The organism is Methanobrevibacter sp., from assembly GCF_045112895.1.
Lineage (GTDB): Archaea > Methanobacteriota > Methanobacteria > Methanobacteriales > Methanobacteriaceae > Methanocatella.
The window spans coordinates 44,294-64,248 of sequence record NZ_JBGUIH010000018.1 but is presented as its reverse complement, the minus strand read 5'-3'; the positions used below and the strand labels follow the sequence as shown (position 1 = coordinate 64,248).

Annotated in this window: 20 protein-coding genes and 1 pseudogene; 13 read left to right on the top strand and 8 right to left on the bottom strand. The window is 32.0% G+C overall.

Annotated elements, in window-relative coordinates:
• Together ACJMLD_RS03935 and ACJMLD_RS03930 are read left to right on the top strand one after the other, a co-directional pair.
• A partial coding sequence (locus ACJMLD_RS03935) for a hypothetical protein (protein WP_405268175.1) occupies positions 1-792 on the top strand: 792 nt, incomplete at its 5' end.
• 51 nt (positions 793-843) lie between these two features.
• Positions 844-1,749 carry a hypothetical protein gene (locus ACJMLD_RS03930; protein WP_405268173.1) on the top strand — a complete coding sequence of 302 codons (906 nt, stop codon included), beginning with the start codon at positions 844-846 and terminating at the stop codon, positions 1,747-1,749.
• Positions 1,750-1,756: 7 nt separating this feature from the next.
• Here the strand turns inward: ACJMLD_RS03930 and ACJMLD_RS03925 are convergent, their stop codons facing one another.
• Positions 1,757-3,055: a nucleotide sugar dehydrogenase gene (locus ACJMLD_RS03925; protein ID WP_405268171.1), complete on the bottom strand. Its 1,299-nt coding sequence runs from the start codon at positions 3,053-3,055 to the stop codon at positions 1,757-1,759.
• Positions 3,056-3,400: 345 nt separating this feature from the next.
• On the opposite strand from ACJMLD_RS03925, the gene ACJMLD_RS03920 reads away from it, so the two are divergent.
• The 5 genes from ACJMLD_RS03920 to ACJMLD_RS03900 all read left to right on the top strand — a co-directional run bounded on the left by ACJMLD_RS03920 (position 3,401) and on the right by ACJMLD_RS03900 (position 8,514).
• Positions 3,401-4,360, top strand: coding sequence for a glycosyltransferase family 2 protein (locus ACJMLD_RS03920; RefSeq protein ID WP_405268170.1), 960 nt, complete (start codon positions 3,401-3,403; stop codon positions 4,358-4,360).
• Between the two features lie 158 nt (positions 4,361-4,518).
• A complete protein-coding gene (locus ACJMLD_RS03915; protein ID WP_405268168.1) occupies positions 4,519-7,197 on the top strand; it encodes a CDP-glycerol glycerophosphotransferase family protein in 2,679 nt (892 codons plus the stop codon).
• Positions 7,198-7,229: 32 nt separating this feature from the next.
• On the top strand, positions 7,230-7,748 hold the full coding sequence (locus ACJMLD_RS03910) for a nitroreductase family protein (RefSeq protein ID WP_405268166.1): 519 nt from the start codon (positions 7,230-7,232) through the stop codon (positions 7,746-7,748).
• Between the two features lies 1 nt (position 7,749).
• Positions 7,750-8,142, top strand: a complete 393-nt coding sequence (locus tag ACJMLD_RS03905; RefSeq protein ID WP_405268164.1) for a hypothetical protein — start codon at positions 7,750-7,752, stop codon at positions 8,140-8,142.
• Positions 8,143-8,223: 81 nt separating this feature from the next.
• Positions 8,224-8,514, top strand: coding sequence for a hypothetical protein (locus ACJMLD_RS03900; protein ID WP_405268162.1), 291 nt, complete (start codon positions 8,224-8,226; stop codon positions 8,512-8,514).
• Here ACJMLD_RS03900 and ACJMLD_RS03895 read toward each other — a convergent pair.
• Positions 8,497-9,021: a phosphatase PAP2 family protein gene (locus tag ACJMLD_RS03895; protein ID WP_405268160.1), complete on the bottom strand. Its 525-nt coding sequence runs from the start codon at positions 9,019-9,021 to the stop codon at positions 8,497-8,499. The two genes, ACJMLD_RS03900 and ACJMLD_RS03895, sit on opposite strands and share 18 nt — an antisense overlap.
• A gap of 142 nt (positions 9,022-9,163) precedes the next feature.
• Here ACJMLD_RS03895 and mtrA point away from each other — a divergent pair.
• From mtrA to ACJMLD_RS03870, 5 genes and pseudogenes are all read left to right on the top strand, one after another.
• Positions 9,164-9,733: pseudogene (gene mtrA / locus ACJMLD_RS03890) on the top strand (tetrahydromethanopterin S-methyltransferase subunit A); the annotation flags it as partial.
• 333 nt (positions 9,734-10,066) lie between these two features.
• Complete coding sequence (locus tag ACJMLD_RS03885) at positions 10,067-10,423, top strand: hypothetical protein (protein ID WP_405268159.1); 357 nt, start codon at positions 10,067-10,069, stop codon at positions 10,421-10,423.
• 8 nt (positions 10,424-10,431) lie between these two features.
• Positions 10,432-10,827, top strand: coding sequence for a hypothetical protein (locus ACJMLD_RS03880; RefSeq protein WP_405268157.1), 396 nt, complete (start codon positions 10,432-10,434; stop codon positions 10,825-10,827).
• 42 nt (positions 10,828-10,869) lie between these two features.
• Complete coding sequence (locus ACJMLD_RS03875) at positions 10,870-11,439, top strand: hypothetical protein (RefSeq protein ID WP_405268155.1); 570 nt, start codon at positions 10,870-10,872, stop codon at positions 11,437-11,439.
• Entirely contained in the window at positions 11,432-13,120 is a 1,689-nt protein-coding gene (locus ACJMLD_RS03870; RefSeq protein ID WP_405268153.1) for an N-6 DNA methylase, read from the top strand. The genes ACJMLD_RS03875 and ACJMLD_RS03870 overlap by 8 nt, the downstream gene beginning before the upstream one ends.
• Positions 13,121-13,147: 27 nt before the next feature.
• On the opposite strand, the gene ACJMLD_RS03865 is transcribed toward ACJMLD_RS03870, so the two are convergent.
• The 6 genes from ACJMLD_RS03865 to ACJMLD_RS03840 all read right to left on the bottom strand — a co-directional run bounded on the left by ACJMLD_RS03865 (position 13,148) and on the right by ACJMLD_RS03840 (position 19,429).
• Entirely contained in the window at positions 13,148-13,756 is a 609-nt protein-coding gene (locus ACJMLD_RS03865) for an orotate phosphoribosyltransferase-like protein (protein ID WP_405268152.1), read from the bottom strand.
• A gap of 12 nt (positions 13,757-13,768) precedes the next feature.
• Positions 13,769-14,722, bottom strand: coding sequence for a Gfo/Idh/MocA family oxidoreductase (locus tag ACJMLD_RS03860; protein WP_405268150.1), 954 nt, complete (start codon positions 14,720-14,722; stop codon positions 13,769-13,771).
• 14 nt (positions 14,723-14,736) lie between these two features.
• On the bottom strand, positions 14,737-15,606 hold the full coding sequence (hemC, locus tag ACJMLD_RS03855; protein WP_405268148.1) for a hydroxymethylbilane synthase: 870 nt from the start codon (positions 15,604-15,606) through the stop codon (positions 14,737-14,739).
• 112 nt (positions 15,607-15,718) lie between these two features.
• On the bottom strand, positions 15,719-17,137 hold the full coding sequence (cfbE, locus tag ACJMLD_RS03850; protein ID WP_405268146.1) for a coenzyme F430 synthase: 1,419 nt from the start codon (positions 17,135-17,137) through the stop codon (positions 15,719-15,721).
• An 8-nt stretch (positions 17,138-17,145) separates the two neighbouring features.
• Complete coding sequence (locus ACJMLD_RS03845; RefSeq protein ID WP_405268144.1) at positions 17,146-18,966, bottom strand: bifunctional NADP phosphatase/NAD kinase; 1,821 nt, start codon at positions 18,964-18,966, stop codon at positions 17,146-17,148.
• A 1-nt stretch (position 18,967) separates the two neighbouring features.
• The gene (locus ACJMLD_RS03840) at positions 18,968-19,429 is read right to left on the bottom strand and encodes a pyruvoyl-dependent arginine decarboxylase (protein WP_405268142.1); all 462 of its coding nucleotides are present in this window, start codon (positions 19,427-19,429) and stop codon (positions 18,968-18,970) included.
• Positions 19,430-19,512: 83 nt separating this feature from the next.
• On the opposite strand from ACJMLD_RS03840, the gene ACJMLD_RS03835 reads away from it, so the two are divergent.
• A complete protein-coding gene (locus ACJMLD_RS03835; protein ID WP_405268140.1) occupies positions 19,513-19,866 on the top strand; it encodes a hypothetical protein in 354 nt (117 codons plus the stop codon).
• The last annotated feature ends 89 nt before the right edge of the window (positions 19,867-19,955 follow it).

Here is a 19,955-nt window from a genome sequence, read left to right as displayed (position 1 = left end):
AAGCCTTTGGAGGGCACTGATTTTGTTGATGAATTGGCAAGTGATAAGCGTTTTATTTTTGACAGTGTTCTTGCTTCAAAAGACCATGATGACTTTGATAAGTTGAGGGAGTTTTATTCCATCATTCATTCTAAATTGTCTGATAACGATGAGGTTTCCGCAATTAGGGAATGGTTCGAGTCAATAGATGAGGAATACAAATCTCAGGTTTACGGTTCCGTCAAATTTAGATTAAAAAGGTTTAAAAATAAGGAGTTAGATGATGAAAACGAACTATTTTGCAGAACTGTATTGAATCATAGTGATTATATTAATCATGCAACACAGCCGATCATACATAACATCGATTCCTTGTTGGATGAGCTAATTGAAATCAGCGATAAACTGAATCAGAATAATGAATCATCTAAAATAGCCGATATTCATGGCAAAATTAAATCTGAATTCCAATTATTTTTGGAGGAATACAAGTCCAACTATGCTAAATTAAATGAATATAAATATGACATTAATAATAAAAACGATTTGATTTCAAATTTGAATGATGAAGTTGAGGATTATAAATCAAGCGTTGCTGAAAAAGATGCAATAATTTCAGATTTGAGTGATGACATAAGCGATTATGTTTCTGTCATTCGTAAAAGTGGTTTGGAAGTATCCAAACTCAAATCTGAAAATTCATATTTGGAAAATAAAAATAAGTCTTTAATCGCATCCAATTCAAAACTTAAGGGTGAGATGGAAAATCGTAATAAAGTAAAACAGTTATTTTCCAAAATTTCAAATAAATAGTTAAAAAATTATATTGATTAACTTATAAATTATATTTGATAGAGGGATTATATGGAGAAATTAGTTAAAAAGGTTATTAAATTAGATTTAGAGGATATAGAAACATATGAATTTCCATTGGATGAACTTTTTGGACTTGAAATTATTCATGAGGGTATTAAATTTTGTTTAATCATTAATTTTTCTTCAAATAATAAAAATCTAATATGCTGCGGACCAGGGGCCTTTGCAAGAAACTCTAGAACTTCTCAAGGAGTATTAATAGAGCCACCTTTCTTTAACAGATGGTCTTGGTTCAAATATTTCGATGAATCTTTTATCACATATGCGGATCCTGTATTTTTTTATGATGATGAGATTACTATAGGATGGTTTGTTGGTGATAAGAATCAATGGTATTTAAACACTGTCGCTGAAATCATCGAAAAGCTCGCTTCAAATCAAAAAATTTTTAATGAGAATATTCTATTTTATGGCAGTTCCGGTGGAGGATTTGTATCGATTGGTCTTGGAACTTTAATTAAGGATTCAAAAGTTCTTGTTAACAATTCACAATTCACTATCCTGAATTATTATAACACTCATATTAATAACCTTTTCAGAGTATTGCAGAAGGATTTCCCAGATTTGTCTCAAGAAGAAATTGCAGATATTGTGGATTATAGAATAAACACAATCGACCTATTCAAAAAAGAAAACTATATTCCTCCAATCACTTATTATGTTAATACTGAATCAGCTCCAGATTTAGAAAGGCATTGCATACCATTTATCAATGATATTAAGGAATTGGACATTTTCAAGGATCAACTGGAAATACATTTTTATAAAGAAGTAAAAGATAAGCCTCATGGGCCATTGCCAAATGAGGTGTCAATTGAGTTAATAAAGACATTTGCAAAGGATAATTTATACAATGGAAATGAGGATAATTCTTTTTTTAAAAGATTTAAGTAAGCATTGGTTATAATGACCAATAGCTTATTTCATCATTTTTCTGAATGTCTTTAGTCAATATTGATTTTAAATCTATGACAATCGGTTTGTCTTTAGATAGCTCGTTAATTTTGTTGATGTCAATATCCTTGAATTGATTATGTGCAACTCCAATAATGATTGCATCATATTTTTTATCACAATTTTCGATTAAGTCAATGCCGTATACATGCTTTACATCTTCCTTATTTGCGTAAGGGTCATATACATCAACATTAATGTTCAAATCACTTAATTCTGAAATTACTTTAGTAATTTTGCTGTTTCTTATGTCATTACAGTTCTCTTTAAATGTAACTCCTAAAACCAAAACTTCAGAACCTTTAACATTAACTTGATTTTCTATCATTAAATAAAGAATGTTCTTCACAATAAAATCAGATAAGTTTTCATTAATCTCACGGCTTGTTTCCATTAATTTTGGATTAAAACCTAATTTTTTACTTTTATATAATAAATAGTATGGGTCTACGCTAATGCAGTGCCCGCCAACCAAACCCGGATAATATTTCTGGAAGTTCCATTTTGTTCCGGCGGCTTCAATTACATCTGATGTATTTATGCCCATATTGTTGAAAATCATGGAGAACTCATTAACCAATGCAATATTCACATCCCTAGTGATGTTCTCAACAACTTTTGCGGCTTCTGCAATTTTAATTGTGTCTGCTTTGTAAATGCCATTGTTTAATACGCTGTCATACACTTCTGAGATAATTTCTAATGATTCCGCATCAATGCCTGAAACAATTTTTGTAATGTTTTCAATCCTGTTATGTGTATCTCCAGGGCTGATTCTTTCAGGTGAGTATCCAACTTTAAAGTCATCAATGCATTTCAATCCTGAACTTTCTTCAAGAATTGGCACGCACAAGTCTTCAGTAACTCCCGGATACACGGTTGATTCATAAACTACAATTGATCCTTTTTTAAGGTTTCTTCCAACGGTCTCTGAAGCGGAAATAACATATTTAAAATCAGGGTAATCTTCATCGTTAATAGGAGTAGGCACGGCAACTACAAAAAATGAAGCATCCCTTAAATCTTCTTCGTTAGATGTAAAATGAATATCTGAGTTTTCAAGGGTTTTTTCAGGCAATTCGCAGGTTACATCTATTCCATTGTTGTAAGCAGTTATTTTCTTTTCATCAACATCGAAACCGATTACATCATATTTTTTTGAAAATAACACTGCCAAAGGCAGGCCAACATAGCCTAATCCAATAACTGCAATACTTTTAGTTTTATTCAATAAATCGTTATACATATTATCATCAGTTGTGTTCTTTGTGAATATTGTGCTTTTGATTTAAAGTAATTTTTATAATTTGTATTATTTAAATATGTATTATGGATTTATCAGTTATTTATGGTGGTTTTTGTAATTAAAGAATTAAGCATTGCCTTTTATTTTTGGAAAAAGATTTTAATTAATTATAAATAAATAGTACATATAATATTATTAATAGTGATTCAAATTCCGGATAATTTTTATACATATTTCGGGAATCAAAGAAAAAATACAAATAATTTTTATTTAAACTAAAGTGTGTTTGATTTAGGAAAATATTCAGATAATCTTTAAAAGCTTCGAATCATTTGGGGGAGATAAATGATTTCCATTATAGTTCCGATTTATAATATGGAAGAGTATTTGCATGTTTGTTTAAATAGTGTTCTCAAACAGAAATATTCTGATTTTGAAGTAATATGTATTGATGATGCTTCAACTGATTCAACACCAGAAATATTGGAATATTTCGCACAAAAAGATTTTAGAATCAAAGTTTTTAAAAATGAGTTTAATAGTGGGTGTGCTTGTTCTAGAAATAGGGGATTGGATATTGCTAGTGGGAAATATGTTCTTTTCTTAGATGCTGATGATTGGTTCAGTTTAGATGCTTTCGGGATGTTGGTCGAAGAAGCGGAAAAAAATAATTTAGATGTGCTAATTTTTAAAAGTATTGTTTATTATGATGGTTCCCATGACTTTGGAATGGAAAGATATTATGAAATGGATTTTCTGACAAAATTCAATCATAAGGTATTCAATCATTGGGATGTTGATAAGAATAGGTTATTGAGCATACCTTCTCCGGTTTGGAATAAGTTATATTTAAAATCTTTTTTAGATGAGCATAATATAAGATTTATAAATGAAAATTGCATAAATGAGGATAATCCCTTCACTAATAAAGTAATCATCAATGCAGATAGAATTTCAGTATATGATAATTATTTTTATAATCGCCGAAGAAGATTCAATTCACTTATGACCTTAACCAATGATAGGTTATTTGATATTTTCAAAATTGTTGATTTAATTATTCAAGCCTTTTTAGAAAATAAAGTGATATATGAATATTATAAAGAACAACTACTCAACTATATCTTTGGTTCAATTCTAAAAAGAAAATATGAAATTATTGATGATGAATATAAAGATGAATTCTTCAAGGGAGTTCAAGGGGTTTTTGAAAAATTCATCAATGATTATGGTTTATATTCGGATATTAAGGATAATGTTGATGATGATGTTTTGGAATTCTTTAAATTTGAACAGATTGCCTAAATTACATAGGATTCTCTTTAAGAAGTTATTCTATTCTAACATTTATAATTCATGCTGCTGATTATTAAATTTTTCTTTTTTTAAAGTATACTTAAATTATTATCAATCAAATTCTTTAAATAATATGTATGACTTATATCTCAATAAGGTGAATATCTTTGAGCTTTAAAATTGCAGTTGTAATGCCGGCATATAATTCTGAAAAATACATATCTAAGGCATTGGATTCAATCATTAATCAAAGTTTGGACTTTAAAAAAAATATTCAAATTATTATAGTCAACGATGCCAGTTTTGACAATACGGCACAAATTGCTGAAAGATATCAAAGGAAATACCCTAAAAACATCACAGTAATAAATAATGAAATAAATAAAGGTCCTTCTTATTCGAGAAATATCGGGCTTAAAGATGTTGATGCCGAATTTGTTAACTTTTTGGATAGTGATGATTATATATCAAAGCATGCCTTTAAAAAGGCATACATTTTTTTGAAGAAAAATCCCGATGTGGATATTGCATCTATTCCGATTTACTTTTTTGGGGTTAAGCATGGCCCACACAATCTTAATTTTAAATTCGATAAAACTCAAGCTGTTGACTTGAACGAACATCCGGAATATATTCAATTATCAGCGCCATCCAGTTTTTTTAGATATGATAAACTGAAGAATTACAAATTCAATGAGGATTTAAGAGTTTCTGAAGATCCGTTATTGATTAATCAAATGCTTCTGGATAATCCTAAAATAGGATTTTTGCATGGCGTAAAATATCACTATAGGAAAAATGTTTCACAGGATTCCCTAATTGCAACTTCAACTCATTATAAATCATATTTTACATCAAGAGTTGACCAGTATTTTATGGGATTATTGAATTATGCATTGGATGGTGAAGGTAAGATTCCTAAATTTATTCAGCATGTTTTAATGTATGATTTGCAGTGGATTGTCGAAATTCGTTTCATTGATAGGTTGCTTAATCAAAAAGAGATTGATGAGCTGTATGATAAAATTTTTTATATATTGAATCATATTGATAAAGATGTAATATACAGTCAATTTTCAATATCAAATGAGTTAAAACATCATTTGGTGCTCTTAAAAGATTATGGTACTGCTTATAGATTAAATAAAGATGATTTTCAAGATGATGTTGATTTAAATACAGTATACATTGATAATTTCGAATTCCTTAATAAAAATGAAGTTTATATTTCAGGGATTTTAACTAATCTTATAAAAGAAATGAAAATCTTTGCGGTTGTTGATGGTAAGATATTCGAAACTACTGAATTATCGTATCCTCAAAGGGACAATTATTCTCTTAATTTTAATTATGCTTATAATCATTGTTTTGAAGTTGTTTTGCCTGTTTCCAACAATATGAAAATTGAATTTAAGGCGAATAATGCTGTCCTTCAAATTGACTACAATCACACTTCAAGGCTCACCAGAACATCCAAGTACAAGCTTGGTAAAGATTATTTGGCAATTGATAGGGACAATTATATTGAAATTACCGATAAGACAATTAAAAAATGCATTAGATTGGAAAATGAAGTTTTAAATAAAATCTTAAAAGAAAAAAAACAGGGCTGGCGTACTGGTGTTTTCTTAAGATTGAGATATTTCCTCTTATATTACTTTTTAAAAAATAAACATATTTGGGTATTTATGGATTTGCCTAATATGGCGGAAGACAACGGATTTTTTTTATTTAAAAAAGCGATGGTTTCTGATAAACTTAAAGATATTAAAAAATTTTATGTGTTCTCAAAATCAGCGAATTCTTCATCTGATTTATCTGAAATCGACAGGATTTATGTTTCTGGTTCAAAATTGAATAAACTAAAAAATTTCCTTGGTTTGGATGATTCTAGTGAAGAATATGATGAGATAAGTAAAACGGGCAGTGTTCTTCCATACAAATCATTGAAACATAGGTTTTATCTTTTATTTGCAGATTATATCATCACTTCCCATCCGGACAATAGTATTATCTATCCATTTTGGGGCAATTATTCTCACCTTTCAGGCCTTGCAAGATCAAAAACAGTTTTCCTGCAGCATGGGGTTACAAAAGATGACATTTCCTATTGGTTAAATAGGTATGACAAGAGAATATTCTTAATTGTAACAGTTTCTGATAAGGAACGCGAATCATTTTTAGGTTCAAATTATGGTTATCCGGAGGAATTCGTTAAAGTTCTAGGTTTTCCAAGATTCGACTTTTTAGAAAAACTTGAAGATAAGCGTGAAATTGTTTTCATGCCTTCTTGGAGAAGACAATACAACCAACTTAGAAAAGAGGAATTTATTCAAACCAATTATTATAAGGCCATCAATAATCTGTTAAATGATAATGATTTGATTGAATTTTTAAAATTAAAGGGTTATAGATTAATATTCAAACCTCATAGAAACGTTTTAAAATTCATAAACCTTTTTAACATTCCATCAAATGTTCAATTGGGTACTGACATATCCTATAATGATATTTTTAATCACTCTTCTTTAATCATCACAGATTATTCTTCTGTTGCTTTTGATTTTGCTTATCTTAAAAAGCCTGTTATTTATTATCAACCTGATAAAGATTATCACTTTGATATAGATAGCGCTTATTTTAAATATGACTCTATGGGCTTTGGTCCCGTAATTGACACGCACGATGAATTAAAACAAAAGATTTTTGAATTGGTGGAAAATAAATGTCCAATGGATGAAATATATGAAAAGCGTGTAGATGACTTTTTCAAGTATATTGATAAAAATAACTCGGAAAGGGTAATTGATGCAATTTTAGAGTTTGACAAGAATTTCTATTATTAATATTTTTATATTCTAAAATCTAATTTTTAATCATGACATTAACTGAAATTATGCTTAAAAGAAGGAGTACCCGCAAGTTCAATGACCAAAAAATCTCTAAAGATGAACTTGACAAAATCTTGCAAGCAGCGCTTTTGGCTCCAACCAGTATGAATAGAAAGCCATGCAATTTTATGGTTGTTGAAAGAAAGGAAACTCTTGAAGAACTCTCAAAATGCAAAGACCATGGTGCCGAATTGATTGCCGGATGTGACAAGGCCATTGTTGTTATTGCGGATACTATGATTGCAGATACATGGTGTGAAGACTCTTCTATTGCACTAACTTATATGCATCTCATGGCAACTGAACTTGGTTTGGGAAGTTGTTGGGTGCAGGTTCACTTAAGAAAAAAAGATGGTGTTTGGGCTGAGGAAGTAGTACGCGAAATCTTAAAAATAGATTCCCATTACAGAGTTGCAGGTATTCTGGCATTAGGTCATTCAGATGATATTCCCGAACCTCACACATTAGATGAAATTGATAAAAACAAGATTCACTTTTTAGTATAGCATGTCAAAGAATTTAGTTAAAAATACCGAATCGATTGATGATAAATTCATTGAGGAATTTGTTCGAATACCTTCAGGCCTTCCCATTCTACTAGTCAATATTTTAGATGAAATTGATGATAAGGTGGAGCTTAAAAGGATGGAAATTTATAGGAGTCATCCTGAATTTGAGGAGTTAGATAAAAAGGAAATTGAAATCACTTCTCAATTGTTAAAAGAAGGCAAATTCAAACAAGCTGAAGAATTTCAACTTCAATATGCACTTGATTTTTTAAAGGAATATCCTCAGTTTCAATGTATGGTCAAAGGGGTCGAATCCGAGCTGGATAATGATTTTAGGATAATGATCAATTCAATAAAAGAAGCATTTTTTGGTGAATTTGACTACTTCTAACCCTTCAAAAGTTACAAAATATTTAAATATATCTCTTTAAAGAGTATCATTAGATTTAAATATTCTATAGGAGAATTTCAAATGCATGTAAAAGATTTATTGGATGATTTGGACTTAAGGCTTAAATTACCTCAACATTGGTATTCAACAGATATCAGCAATGATTTTGAGGATGCTGTGTTAATTCAAAATGATGAGATTGTTAAAATCAAAACAGAAGGTGAAAAAGACACAAAAGTTATTGTCATTGATGTAAATGATGGAATGAGTGTTGTAACAAAATTTTCAGACGGCAAAGTCATCGGCGTTAAATACCTTAATAACAAAGATGATTTTGAATATATCGGAAACCCATCAGATCTTTACTTTTAGTACAAGAATTCCGCTTACAATTCCAACAATCGCTCCCACAACCACATCTAACGGATAATGGACACCGCAGTAAACTCTTGAAAAAGCAAGCAATATACTGAATATTATTAATATGCTAACTAAAAGCTTTTTTTGTCTAAATTCATGAACTAAAATGGTCACTACACTAAATGTTGAGGAAGTGTGGCCAGATGGGAATGAATTTGGTTCGCTTGGGACTACAAGCTGGTGAACATGGGATAATGTTGTGAATGGGCGGTTTTCAATGATGCATAATTTTAAACAAAGTGCAATTCCTGCAGAAAGTAAAAGAGCATACAGACACAACTTTGAAATTTTTAGATAATCCTCTTTGTTGTAATGCTTGCAAATTAAAATTGCCATAATGCAAAGGATTAATAACCCAACAAAACCTCCAAGATTTGTAAATGGAGGCATTATCAAATCAAAAATCGGATTTGATAAATCATTGTTAATCAAATAAAAAATTTCAGTATTCAAATTCATCAGTAGTATTTTGGTTTTGATATCTAATATATTTCTTGATTAGCCTTTCATATACTTAAAAAGCAATTGCTTATTTAAGTTACAAAATATTTAAATATTTATAAAATATACTTTAAATCACACAATTTAGGAGGAATTCATCGTGGCTGATAAAAAAGCTCCTGCAGATGGCTGGCCTGTAATCAGTGGAGATTACATTGTTGGAGACCCTGAAAGTCCAGTGGCAGTTACAACACTTGCATCTCACATTGAAGCTGAACTATCCGGAGCAGCAATCGCAGGACCATGTAAAACTGAAAACCTTGGAATAGAAAAAGTAGTTGCAAATATTATTTCAAACCCAAATATTCGTTTCTTAATATTGGCTGGTGCTGAAGTACAAGGCCACATCACAGGTCAAAGTATTCAGGCATTATACGAAAACGGTGCAGATCCAGATAAAAAGAAAATCATCGGAGCAACCGGCGCTATTCCTTTTGTTGAAAATGTTCCATTAGATGGTATTGAAAGGTTCCAGCAACAATTAGAAATTGTTGATTTAATCGACACTGAAGATATTGGTGCAATCCAATCCAAAATCAATGAATGTGTCGAGAAAGATCCTGGAGCTTTAGAAGAAGACCCTATCGTTATGGCAGTCGACGAAGAAAATCAAAAATTAGTAATCGTTGATAAAAAAGAGAAAAAAGAGAAAAAAGAGGAAGCTGAAGAATAGTTTCGGCTTTCTTATTACTATTTTTTTCACCACACCACACCCGCCTGTTTCATGTTTTAGCACAAAATCACATTTCTGTTTTTTTGTATTTTTTAACAAAATGCAAAAACTTTATATACTAAAAGAAATATATACTTACTCAAGCACCCATATTATGTATTTTTCATAAAAAGGTGTTAAAAATAGTTAAGTTTATATACTATTGTATACAAATTATGATTACAAATCTGTATTTTTATTTTAAAAATGCATTTTATTTGTAATTATATTTTGTAAAAATAATGTTGAATGCAGTTCCCAAAAAAGGGATAAAAAAATAGAGGTGATAATGTGAACAATTATCCATCAAACTCCATCAACTGGAGTGAAAAAGTCAAAGATTTAGATGAAAATATCAGACGTGAAATTGGACTCGAAGGAGATAACGAAGCTAGACACATCCTAATTAGAGTTCAAACCAAATCAGCCGAAGCCATTGAACCAGCATTCATAGTAGGGGAAGACGAAACATTCCTTGATTTATTTGTCTTATCTCCACAGGGACCTGGAATTACTTCCACTGCGGTTCTTAAAAATAACATTCAAAGCGTTGGTGTTATCGGAGGAGTTTCTGCTGAAAAGCTAGATCCGTCTGAAATTCCAGATGAGAATCCAATGATTGATGATGTAAGTGCATTGTACCAGTAGGAGGAGCAATGTCTAGGTATAGGACTTATAGGTCAAATAGGAAAAACAACAATGAATATTTCGAAAGGGAGAAGCTAATTAACAGAAAGATTAGGCAGTTTAAAAACAAGTACTATAATCTTTCAAATCCTCCTATCGCATCCGAGTACCATGAAATGGATGCGCTAAGGAGGGAAATTAAGCATTTGCTTAGACTTCAAGAGTATCAAGTATGGCAAAAGTCATACAGACGCAAACATGCTTATTTCAGCCAACTCACCTTATTTAAATCAGTATATATGATGTGGAAAAGATTCACCTGTTTTATTTACCTTGAAGAATACCACCATGTTCCACACCATATAGCAATGTGGGCCAAATATATAGGCTCAACCTTGGTTCCGGGCAGGTGCTTTGGAACCTAATCTTTTATATTTTAATAAATCAAACTATAACTAGTGAGGGAAATGCAAAAAGTAAAACTAGGAGATATTGCAGATGTATATTCTGGCTTGTCATATAGGCGTTACCTTGATGAAAATGGACTCAAATGTAATGTTATTGTTCAAAGATCAATTAAAGCGGATGGCCAGCTATCTGATTTTGAAGAATTAAAACTTAAAGATAATATTAAAGATAGGTTTTTTTCAAAACCCGGTGATGTATTGATGAAAATGCCTTACCCGTTTGATGTGGTTCAAGTTAAAACACCAGGTCTTGTAATCAGTGATAGAATAGCAATTATAAGACTGATTAAAGGCTATTATGACCCATCATTTATTGCACACCTTTTAACCAACGCCCATGTAAAAAAACAACTCCATGAAATCGGGAGTACGGAAAGGATTTCCCACGTATCCATTAGGGAAATAAAAGAGCTTGAACTAAATATTCCAAGTATTGAAACACAAATTCAATATGGTGAGCTTTTAGACACCATAAATGAAAAGATCCTCCAAGACCAAAAAGTTGTTGAATATGACCGACGCCTCAAAGAAGGAATCTTAAACAAAATTTGGGGTGAGTGTGATGATTGAGAAATCTAAATATTCAAATAACTACACCATTTACAGAAACATCAAATCTAAATTAAGGCAATCTAAAATGTCTAGGGATTTATCTTATCTTTTAGTTTTTACTTTTCTTTATAAATATTGCTCAGATTCCCTAAAAGACCACTTTTTATTATCAATTGAAGATAAAGAAATCACATTGGATGAAGCTTTTAGTGATGGTCGGCTTGAAATGGAATTTGAAGATGACGCATTACATATGTTCGGATATTATATCAAAAAACCAACAGCATTTATTGATGAGGTCATAAACACCACATTTCAGGATAAATGGTTTATACCTCGTCTCTACACCACTTTTAGAGATAATGTTTCATTTGTTAAAGGCTCAAACTATGAAAAATACTTTAATTTCATATTTAAATGTATTGAAAGTCAATGTAAGCTAGAAAGAATAGAATATGATCCAAAAATCAATTTCATAATCAAGGACATCTTATACTCAATTTCAAAACTTGATATTTATGAACAGGAATTCACATATGGGGATGTTTTTGATGGAATATGTGAATTCAGACCTATTTTAGCAGACAAAGATCCAGATTATGTGAATAATCTTTTAGCCGAAATTGTATTTTCAGCTAAATCAACACCAATAGATGTCTACAATCCATTTTTAAATGATGCATCTTCATTGATTGCATTGTCTTTAAAAACTGATTTCGGATATGGAAAATCATTTGCTAAAGGTTATGATGCAATAACATTCTGTTGTAGTATTGTTAAACTCTTGATCGGTTACTTTGATTTGGATAACGTATATCTGGAATTTGAAAATGCACTTGATTCAACAGATTTCTATGGAAAATCATTTGATGTCATCGTCTCAAATCTTCCATCAATTGGAGGCTGGAGTTCTAAATCCATAAATACAACTCAGGAATATGAAATTTTAAAAAGGAATAGGCGCCGCCAACTTCAAAACATGTTAAGTGAAAAATTTAATGTAAATGAGGATTCCTTCAGTGAAGATAATAAATTAAGCAGTGCTCTTGAAAGCATACTTGATGAAATAGACTTCAATAAATCCAATACTAAATTCAGTGAAGAGTATGAATCACTTAGGGGCAGCGAATATTTATTTTTAATTAACTTATTCGATTCCCTTAATGATGATGGTGTTATGGTTGTATCTATTGCTCAAAGCTTTTTATTTAAAAATTCCCTTGAAACATTGCGCAAATACTTGACTTATGAAAATAACTGTCTTGACTGTGTTATAAGCATTCCAGGGGAGCTCGGAAGATATATGAGGCCACAAATAATTTGTGTATTCAAGAAAAATAGAACTTCCGATGATGTTCTATTCATTGATTTGTCTAAAGATTACACTATTAAAAAAGTTCCGCTTTCCAATAGGAGGAATGCACGTAAATATGCTCAATTGGATGATAAAAGCATAAAAAAACTCATCAATACTTATACAAAAAGGCAAATCATTGATAAATACTCAAATATAGTGAGCATTTCAGAAATTGCAGCTAATGAATTTAATTTATCTGTTTCAAGATATGTTGATACTTTTGAAGGGGAATTTATACAATTAAGCGAATTAGCAAATGAAAAAGAAGAGATTACCTCAAAAATAAAAGAACTTAACAAAAAAATAGACAAAATGATGGATGAGTTAAATATTGAACTTTAACTATCAAAAAATAAGAAATAAAGTAGATTATAATCTACTTACTTTAATCAAAGATTCAACGGGAACTCCTTCTATTTCAGATAATCCTGCTTTATCAATCAACACGGTAACGCAGGTTGGTTCGCCACCTAAATCTTTCACTGTATGAATAACTTCTTTAGCGGTTTTTCCACTAGTAATAACATCATCTACAATCACTACTTTCTTGCCTTCAACGCTTCCGAAGTTAGTACTGATTGTTCCGTCATCATCAATATCAGTATCTTTTCTGTGTTTATTTGGGTGGAAAATAGCAATGGATGTGTCTTCTCCAGTCATATCTTCCATATAATCTGCCATTACAGTTGCAAATGGAACACCACTAACTGCAACACCAACAACGGTATCTGCCTCTCCATGGGATAAAGCCATATCACTTAGAGCACCTGAAACATAACTTAAACGAGTAGAATTGCCTCCAATGCTTTTCCAATTAATTGCAAAGTCAACTGGAGCTTCAACTTTTTCTTCTTCAGTTTTTTGAAGAATTAACCATCTGGCAGTATCCATACTTACATTAAGTTCATCAGCAATTTCACCAGTTGTAAATCCATGTTGTCTTAATTCTTGTGCTTCTGCGATTAATTTTTCTTTCACTTTATCACCTTTTTAGAGTTCATCAAAACTAATTGGTTTGTGTTCATTTGAAGATCTGTTTGCAGCAATAACCATCTTAAGAGCTTTAAGTCCATCTTCACCGGTTATTTCTGGTTCGGTATCAGTCATTACGGCATTTAAAAATGATTTTAATTCGCCTTTTAAAGGTTCTTCATGTTTAATTTGGATGTCTTGTGCGAATTTTCCATAAACTTCAATACTTTGCTTAATATAATCTACAGATATGATTCCTGCAGTACCGGTAAGTTCCAATTCTCTGCGTTTGTAAGGAGTTAACCAATTTACTTCAATTATTCCGGTTGTTTCGTTATCAAAGTTAACCATTATTTCAGCGTGGTCTTCAAATTCACTATCGTCGAAACTGCAGTTCATTGAACCATAAACTCTAGTGACTTCATCATCAAATAAATAATTCATAATGTCTAAATCGTGAATAGCCAAGTCTATTGAAACACCAACGTCCTTGATTCTTGGTGGAAGAGGCCCTACCCTTTTTGCAAATGCAGATACAACATCTCCAATTACCCCATCATCAATAAGTTCTTTAGCTTTTTGAACAGCAGGATTAAATCTTTCGACATGTCCAGTTGCAAGCAACACCCCTGCTTCTTTAGCGGCAGCAATCATTTCTTCAGCTTCTTCAACTGTGAATGCAATTGGCTTTTCAACTAAAACATGTTTTTTATGTGCAATTGCTTCCATTACTACTGCATGATGGAATGTGGTTGGAACACATACGCTTACAGCTTCAATTTCAGGATTTTCTAGTAGTTCGCTATATTCTGTAAAACCTTTAGCACCATATTTTTTCTCTATTTTTTTAAGCGCTCTTTCACTCACATCACTAACAGCAACCAAATTTGCTTCTTCCATTTTGTGATAAACACGAACATGGTTTTCACCCATCGCACCTACCCCAATAACTCCTACGTTAACAGTTTTCAATTTAATTCCTCCGTTTAAACATAATTTTGGAAATGTTCCCCAATACGCCTGCCGAATTCAACAGCATTTCTTATAGAACCTTTCTCTGTTTTTTCGCTAAGGATTTCTCCTTCTTTAGTCAGTAAGATTGAATAAATATTAAATTCTTTGTCATTCATGCGAGCTATAGCTCCGATTGGCCATTGGCAACCTATGCCAAGCTCTTCAAGAACCATTTTCTCTGCAAGCACTTCCTGCATGGACACATAATCATTTAATTTTTGTATTGATTTTTTTGTATCTGAATCTTTTCTAGTAATTATGGCTAGTGCTCCTTGGCCTGCGGGAGGTGTGATATAATCTATTGGAAATACTTCTTTAATGTATTTTGTGAGATTTAATCTTTTAAGTCCTGCTTGAGCCATAATTGTAGCATCTAAATCACTATTGAGTGCTTTGTCAATTCTAGTTTCAATATTTCCTCTAATTGGTTTTAATTCGAAATCCTTTTCGTAATGATTGCAAAATGCTTCACGTCTAAGGCTACTTGTTCCAAGTTTGGATCCAGGTCCAAGTTCGGCCCAAGATTTAGAGGAAATAAGAACTTCATTTGGAGTTTCACGCTTTGGAACTGCTACGATTTCTAAATCTTCATCTAGTTCGGTAGGAAGGTCCTTAAAACTGTGGACAGTAAAATCAACCTCTTCTTCCAAAAGTGCAATATCGAGCTCTTTAGTAAAAAGACCTTTTGAGTCCATATTGTAAAGCTGAGAAGTAGTAATCTTATCGCCTTTTGTCTTAATAATTTCTATATCAATAGATTCACCAGTTATTTTAGATAAATCTGCACAAACTTGTTTTGTTTGGGCTAAAGCTAGTTGACTTCCTCGTGTTCCAACAATCATATGTTATCTCCAAGTTTTAAAATAAACAATATAAGTTTTTACTTATAAGTTTTTGTTACATTATTAACTTTTACAATTAATATTTATTAAATGTTTACCATTCTTAAGAAAATTACCTTTGAGAAAGTTTTCTATAATCAGAGCGGTAAATAAAAAGAAGGTTCTTATTATCTCTTATGGCCATATCATAAACATCGTTATAGTTTTCAATCACAGTGTATTTTTCAGATGTTTTTTTTGAAATTGATTTGCCTACATCGCCTGTCAATATTATTTTACAATTGAGAGTATCTATAAAATCGCTTACTTTATCTTCATCAATTTCCTCGCAGGTTATTCCATAATCCCCACCGATGGCTACATAATAATCGTCTAGATTGCCAATCATATTAATTGATTCTTCAATGGCTTTAGTGTTTATTCCAGGATTGATCTCTTCAATAATTACGGTGTTTCCGTTTTGTTTTTTATTGGTTCTGCCGGGGATTCCTTTGTAGTTTTCAATTCCCCTGATAATATTTTCATGTGGAATTTCCAAAGCAAGTGCAGTCAAAATGACTCCAATGACATTGCTTACATTATGTTTCCCAGGTGCAAATGCTTTTAAATTGATTTTGCCAGAAATTACATTGTTATTTATTGTTTTAACGTCATTATATGATATATTAATTTCAGTTTCATCTAAAGAGTACTTCACATCTGCCAAATAAAGATTCGCACTGGGGTCTGTAAGTGAAAAGGTATTGGTTCTTTCATGATTGACATTTTGGTAGTACATGTCAAGCGCCTCTTTTTCGCACACGACTGTCTTGCACCTAAATACCTGCTTTTTTGCTTCAGAAGCGCTACTTCTGCCTTTGGCTATAGGATAGTCTTCGGCAATATTTAATAGAACGCCCACATCTCCAATACCGCTAACTCCCAATGAAGACTCAAAAATAGCCGAATTATATTTTCTTAAGTTTTCACTTTTAACGACACCTTCGGCAATTTGACAAACGGGATTGGCAATTTTATATGCAAGGTCGATTGTCTCTTTAATGTTTGCTGGTGTAATTGAGATGTTGCGTTTTAAAACAATTTCCTTTTCATTTTCATAAAGCAGGCTACCGAGGCTAGATAAGATCAGCGGATTTTTATCTATCAGAATCTCTTTAAGCATAAAAACAGAGGATGTTTTTCCTTTAACACCTGTAATCTCTACTTTTGGAATATCGCAGGCCCAATCTTTTAGAAGTTCGCCAATTATTTCATGATGTGTCTGAAAGGAATAATTTAAATTAGGATTATATGAAATAATCTCCTCGCGGGTTAGGGGCAGGTGAATTGGATAAATAACATTCATATCTCCCTTAAAATATGACAAATCCTCTAACTGAATCAAATCGACATTATAAATGGAAAGCATCTTTTCATCAATGCTTTTTAAGGTACCGTAGATGTCATAGGCAAGGACATTTTTTCCTTTTTTAGCAAGGCTAACCGCAATTTTAACTCCTCCATGAGTTAAATCAATGACTAGATTGTTCATTTTCTCCACTAGCTTAGTTTATCTTTTACTTTTTCGTAGAAATATTTTGAAGAAGTTCTAATGAATATTGCATCTTTGTCGGATTTCTTGAATTTGATTTCCTCTTCGTATTCGGCTTCTTCATTAATCTGCCCATCCATTACGAATACTGCGCTTTTACCTTTTTTAAGTAATTTTACAGTTATTTCACTATTGTCAGATACAACGAATGGTCTTACTCCAAGCTTATAAGGACAAATAGGTATGATAATAAATCCTTCAACCTTAGGGTCAACTATCGGCCCTCCAGCAGACATCGCATAGGCAGTTGAACCGCTCGGTGTTGAAACAATTAACCCGTCAGCCCTTACGTCTTCAATAATTTCTCCATCTACCTGTATTTCAAAATGAAGCATTTTTGCTGTTTTATCGGTCATTATTACTACTTCATTCATTGCGCTGTATTGGTGATTTTCGTGTGAAACGACAAGACGGGACCTTTTTTCTCTGTAGTAATCTCCTTTTAGGATATCATTCAAAGCATTAAATGTATTTGGTGCTTCAATTTCCGTTAGGAATCCAACTGTGCCCATGTTGATTCCAAATATTGGAATGTTGGGATTCATTTTTCCTTGAGCCCTAAGTAATGTTCCATCCCCTCCGAGAATAACTGCCATATCACAGTCAAAGTTAAAGATGTCTTCTGCAAGTTGGTTAAATTCAATATTGAAGTTAATGTCATCGAGAAGGTGAGCTATTTCAGGATATTCCTCTTTTACTTTTTCAATAATATTGTCCAAATCAGGATTTTCTTTTAATTTTGTGATTTCGTGAGCTAAGCGTCTTTCAATAATTACTTCACGCCCATTTGTTAAAAGATAATCAATGACTTGTGCGGCAAATATTATCGGTCGGTCCTGATCAATTCTTGCTATAACTCCTATCTTTCCAATAAAGTCAGTTTCATTATTGTTTAAGATGTCAATCATCTGTTTGTGGAGTATCTTGTTATTTGCAGCCACTACTACAGCCTTTTCATAAATGCTCAATTTATTGTCAAGTCTTTGACCGTATTTGTTTGTTATGATACATCCGGCTTCTTCAAGAATCAATTTGGAAGCAGCAATATCGATAATTCTACTTCCCCTAAGGTCTAAAAATGCATCATATCTTCCGCTTGCAACATAAGATAGTTCTAGCACTACACTACCCAATACTCTCATACGTCGGGCATTATCGACTAGTTTGGAAGCTTGTGAAGTTCCACTTTTTGTAAATCCTCCAAGGGTCATTTTGCTGATGTTAATGTTATCGCTTGGTTTGACTTTTTCATTATTCAACCAACAGCCCTTTCCTTTTTCAGCTTCAAAAAAGTTACCGTTAGCGAAATTGCTTACAAAACCTAATTCAACATCATCTAAAGTTGCAAGACGACCTTGATTCACGTCTGCAATAGCTATTGAAATGCCGTAAGCGGGGATTTCTTTGATTGCATTGTTTGTTCCATCAAGCGGGTCAATTAGGAAAATAAATTTTGGAATCTCATCCTCGTTTAGATCTTCGCGTCTAAGCTCGTGGGTGAGTGTGATGCTTCTTTTTGTGCCGCGACCTAATTTTAACTCTCCGATTTCTTCACTGATAATGTAGGAGAGTACCGGGGCATTTTTTAGGATATTAATTAATTTATCTTCAGCTATTATGTCAATTAATGATGTTGGTGTCCCATCGGCACCCATTTTTACTTTTTCTGCGGATTCTGGTTTTCCAACATAAGGCCTTATGGCTCTGTTAACTTCACGGATAATCTCATAAGCTAAGTCTGTTGCAATTTGTTTGTCTTTAGCGTCCATTTTATCCCTCGATAATATCGTCATTTAGGTATATAACTGATGCGACAACTGATGCAATTTTTTCAACAGTTGTTGTGGATGAGTCAACTATTAAATCTTTTATTTCGACTCCCCGTTTCCCCATCATGTATTCAACCATCATTTTTGCTTCATTAATCAAGTCATTTTTGTCTTTGTTAATTCCAGTTGTTTCAACAACGCAGCCCAATTCATCTCCAATAGCTATTGCGATAACTGCCGTAATTTCATCTCCCGGATTATCTGAGGTAATTTCAGATAAAACACAATTTACCATGGCACCTGGCTTTAGTTTAGGTAATTCTTCTATTTTACAATTGCCTGAAAGCATGCTGGATACTTTTATCAGGTTCACGTCACCTATTCCCGCATCGGCAAGGGCATTGTCAAATGCATTTAATTTTGTTGGTCCTTCATCTTTTCCGGATACAATAGCTATTTTCATTTTATCACAAGTTTAGTTTTGTTTTTTATAAGTTAAATAAATTATTTAAATGATAAAATATAAAATAAATTTAGGTGTACCTAATGATTTTGAATAAATCTTTATCGATAATTATCTCCGCATGTTTTTTCATGTTGTTGATGCTTATAATATCTTCAATTACTGTTTTGTTCTTTAATGGAGGATCTATTCCATATATAGGATTGGTTTTTGTTGTTATTTTCTATTTCATCACTCGCATGTTCTACAATTACTTGAGAAATGATGAGCTTTACAAAAACACAAAGCAGCATTCTTCAGATAAACCTGGAGAAAGCTATATTGTCAAAGGTGATAGGGATGGCAAGAAATTATTCATTATTGTATGGGTAATTGTTCTTTTGATTCTTGCGGCTCTCTCATTGTGGTTATACTCCTTTAATAATGGGCTAATCTAGCCACTAATTTTTTACTCTTTTTTTAGATATTGCAAGAAAACATCAAAAAATATCTATATTCGCCGAATACTTTAAATAAAATGGAAAAG